The organism is Streptomyces sp. NPDC005899 (genome assembly GCF_040629645.1).
In the GTDB taxonomy this organism is placed as follows: domain Bacteria; phylum Actinomycetota; class Actinomycetes; order Streptomycetales; family Streptomycetaceae; genus Streptomyces.
Genome location: NZ_JBEXWB010000483.1, coordinates 1 through 3,754, shown reverse-complemented (window position 1 = coordinate 3,754; position 3,754 = coordinate 1). Strand labels below are relative to the sequence as shown.

The 3,754-nt window shown below is 75.9% G+C and carries 1 protein-coding gene; it reads left to right on the top strand.

The window, feature by feature from the left end; translation table 11 throughout:
* Positions 1–24 precede the first annotated feature (24 nt).
* A partial coding sequence (locus ABZ371_RS30240; protein WP_358685590.1) for an amino acid adenylation domain-containing protein occupies positions 25–3,754 on the top strand: 3,730 nt, incomplete at its 3' end.

Below are 3,754 nucleotides of genomic sequence, written 5' to 3'. Positions count from 1 at the left end.
GCCGCCCCGGCCGAGCGCACGCCCGTGGGCACGCCCGCCGGTGCCGGCGGCATCGGCGGCTACCTGGAATACGCCACCGACCTCTTCGACGCCGCGACCGCCCGCGCACTGTGCGCCCGCTTCGCGCGCGTGCTCACCCTGGCCGTGACCGACCCGGACCGGGCGATCGGCGACCTCGACCCCCTCACCCGGAGCGAGCGGACCCGTCTCCTGGACCTGGGGCGCGGGGTGGAGGTGCCGCCGCCCACCCGCACCGCCCCCGAAGCGGTACGGGCGTGGGCCACGCGCACGCCCCACGCCGTCGCCGTCCGCGACGAACACACGAGCCTCACCTACGCCGAGCTCGACGCCCGCGCCGACGCGCTCGCCCACGTCCTGCGCGAGCGCGGCGCGCGACGCGAGGAACTGGTGGCACTCGCCGCGCCCCCGTGCGCGGACACCGTCGTCGCCATGCTGGCCGTCCTGCGGGCGGGTGCCGCCTACCTGCCCGTCGACCCGCAGTACCCGCCCGCCCGCATCCGGCACATGCTGGAGGACGCCCGCCCCGTCCTGCTGCTCAGCACCCCGGACATCCACGCCTCCCTGCCCGCCGACGGCATACCGTGGCTCGCCCTCGACGACCCGGCGGCCCACCCCGCGGGGCACGCCCCGCGCCTTGCGGACACCCCCCACCCCGCCGAACCCGCGTACGTCATCCACACCTCCGGCTCCACGGGCCGCCCCAAGGGCGTCGTCGTACCGCACGCCGCCCTGGCCAACCACATGGCCTGGATGGCCCGGTACCTGGCCATCAGCCCCGGTGACAGGGTCCTCGCCCGCACCTCCACCAGCTTCGACGCCTCCGTGTGGGAGCTGTGGCTCCCGCTGATGAACGGCGCCGAGGTCTGCGTGCTCCCCCAGGACGCCAACCGGGAGCCCCGCGCGCTCGTCTCCTGGATGAGCCGATTCGGTGTCACCGTCGCCCAGTTCGTGCCCTCCCACCTGGCTCTCGTCCTCACCGAGGCCGCGCAGGCCGCGCCGCTTCCCGCCCTGCGCGCCGTCCTGTGCGGCGGCGAACCGCTCCCGCGCGCCCTCGCCGTCGACGTCGCCGCGCAGTGGCGCGCCGAGGTGCACAACCTCTACGGGCCGACCGAGGCGACCATCGACGCGACCGCCCACCGTGCCGTGGGCCAGGAGGCCGCCCCCGGGAGCGGCGGGCCCGGGGACGCCCGCACGCCGTCCGACACCGTGCCCATCGGCCTTCCCGTCGACTCCATGCGCGCCTACGTCCTCGACGGCCGGCTGCGGCCCGTGCCCCCCGGTGTCACCGGTGAGCTGTACCTCGCGGGCCCCAACCTCGCCCGTGGCTACCTGGACCGCAGGGGCCTGACCGCGGCACGCTTCGTGGCGGACCCGTTCGGCGCCGCCGGGGCGCGCATGTACCGCACGGGCGACCTCGTACGGTGGAACGGGAACGGCCTGCTCGACTACGTGGCCCGCGCCGACGACCAGGTCAAACTCCGCGGCTTCCGGATCGAGTTGGGCGAGGTCGAGGCCGCGCTCCTGGCGAGCCCGGGCGTCAGGGCCGCCTGCGCCGTGATCCGCGAGGACGTACCCGGCCGGCGGGCGCTCGTCGCCTACGCCGTCACGGAGGATCCGGCGCCGCGCCCCGCCGTGCTGCGTGACCGGCTCGCCGAGAGCCTGCCCCACTACATGGTGCCCGGTGCCGTCGTCGTCCTGGACGGCATCCCGCTGCTGCCCAACGGCAAGGTGGACCGGCGTGCCCTGCCCGCACCCGGGACGAGCGCCGGCGCCGCGGCCGGGCCGGGGGGCGTCAGCTTCCCGGAGGACGTGCTCGCCGGCATCTTCGCGGACGTCCTGGACCGTCCCGTGGTGGGCCCCCACGACAGCTTCTTCGACCTCGGCGGGCACTCGCTCCTCGCCATGCGCGTCGTCAGCAGGGTCCGCGCCGTCCTGGGCGCGGAGATCGCCGTCCGCACCCTCTTCGAGCACCCGACCGTCGCCGGCCTGGCCCGCGTCCTCGGCACACCGGGACCGGCCCGGCCACCGGTCGTGCCCGTCGCGCAGCGGCCCGACCCGCTGCCGCTGTCCTTCGCGCAGCAGCGCCTGTGGTTCCTCAACCGGCTCGAGGGCCCCAGTTCCACCTACAACATCCCGCTCGTCCTCGAGATGGACGGCGATCTCGACACCGAGGCCCTGCGCGACGCCCTGCTCGACGTCGTGGAGCGGCACGAGGCGCTGCGCACCGTCTTCCCCGAGCGGGACGGCGTCCCGCACCAGGTGGTGCTCCCCGCCGCCGTCGCCGCACCCCGTCCGCCCGTCGTGGCCGTGGCGCCCGCCGATCTGGAGGACGCGGTCCTGGCCGCCGTGCGCGAGCCCTTCGACGTCGTGACGGACCCGCCGCTGCGCGCCCTGCTGCTGCGCGCCGCCCCCGGCCACCACGTCCTGGTGCTCGTCCTGCACCACATCGCGGCCGACGGCTGGTCGCTCGCCCCGCTCGCCCGCCACCTCGGCGACGCCTACCGGGCCAGGCTGGCGGGGCGGGCACCAGGGCAGCCGGCCGGCACCCCGCTCCAGTACGCCGACTACACCCTGTGGCAGCACGCGGTGCTGGGCGACGGCGTCGCGCCGCGGAGCCTCCTGCGCGAGCAACTCGACCACTGGCACACCGCCCTGGCGGGCCTGCCCGGCCTGATCGACCTGCCGCTGGACCGCCCCCGGCCGGTCACGGCCGACCCGAGGGGGGCGGTCCACACCTTCGACGTGCCGCCCAGCCTGCACACCCGCCTCCTCCGTCTCGCCGCGGAGTCGGGCAGCAGCCTGTTCATGGTGCTCCAGGCGGCGGTCGCCACCCTGCTGCACCGGCACGGCGGCGGTGACGACATCCCGCTCGGCTCACCCGTCGCCGGCCGGCCGGACGAGGCACTGGAGGACCTGGTCGGCTTCTTCGTCAACACGCTCGTCCTGCGGACGGACCTGTCCGGCAACCCCACCTTCCGCGAACTGCTGGTGCGTGTGCGGGAGTTCGACCTGTCCGCGTACGCCCATCAGGACGTGCCCTTCGAGCGTCTCGTCGAGAGCGTCAACCCCGTCAGGGCGCGCAACCACCATCCGCTGTTCCAGACCATGCTGGTCCTGCAGAACCAGGAGGGCGTCCGCTCGGACCTCCCGGGGCTCACCGTCCAGGACCGGCTGGTGCACAACGGCCTGAGCAAGTTCGACCTCACCTTCGCCTTCGCCGAGGAGCGGTCCGAGGAGCCGTCCCGGGAAGGGCACGGGGAGCGGCCGGAGGCGCGGGCGGGCGGCGGCCTGACCGCGGGGATCGAGTACGCCACCGCCCTCTTCGACCGGGACACCGTCGAGGCCCTCGCCACCCGTCTGGTCCGCCTCCTGGAGCAGGTGGCCACCGACCCCGGCCTGCCTCTGGCGGGTTACGGCCTGATGGCCCCGGACGAGCACGCCCGTGTCACGCGCTGGGGCACCGGCCGTCCCCTGCCCGCGGACTCGACGGGCACGACCCTGCCCGCGCGCTTCCGGGCGCAGGCGCGCCGCACACCGGCCGCCCCGGCCGTCACCGAAGGCACCACCACCCTCACGTACGGGGAACTCGACGAGCTCTCCGCCGGCATCGCCCGCACCCTGGCCGGGCTCGGCGCCGGCCCCGAGTGCGGGGTCGGCGTGCTGCTCACCCGGTCGCCCGCCGTGGTGTCCGTGTCCCTCGGGACCGTCCGCGCGGCCGGTGCCTACGTCCCGC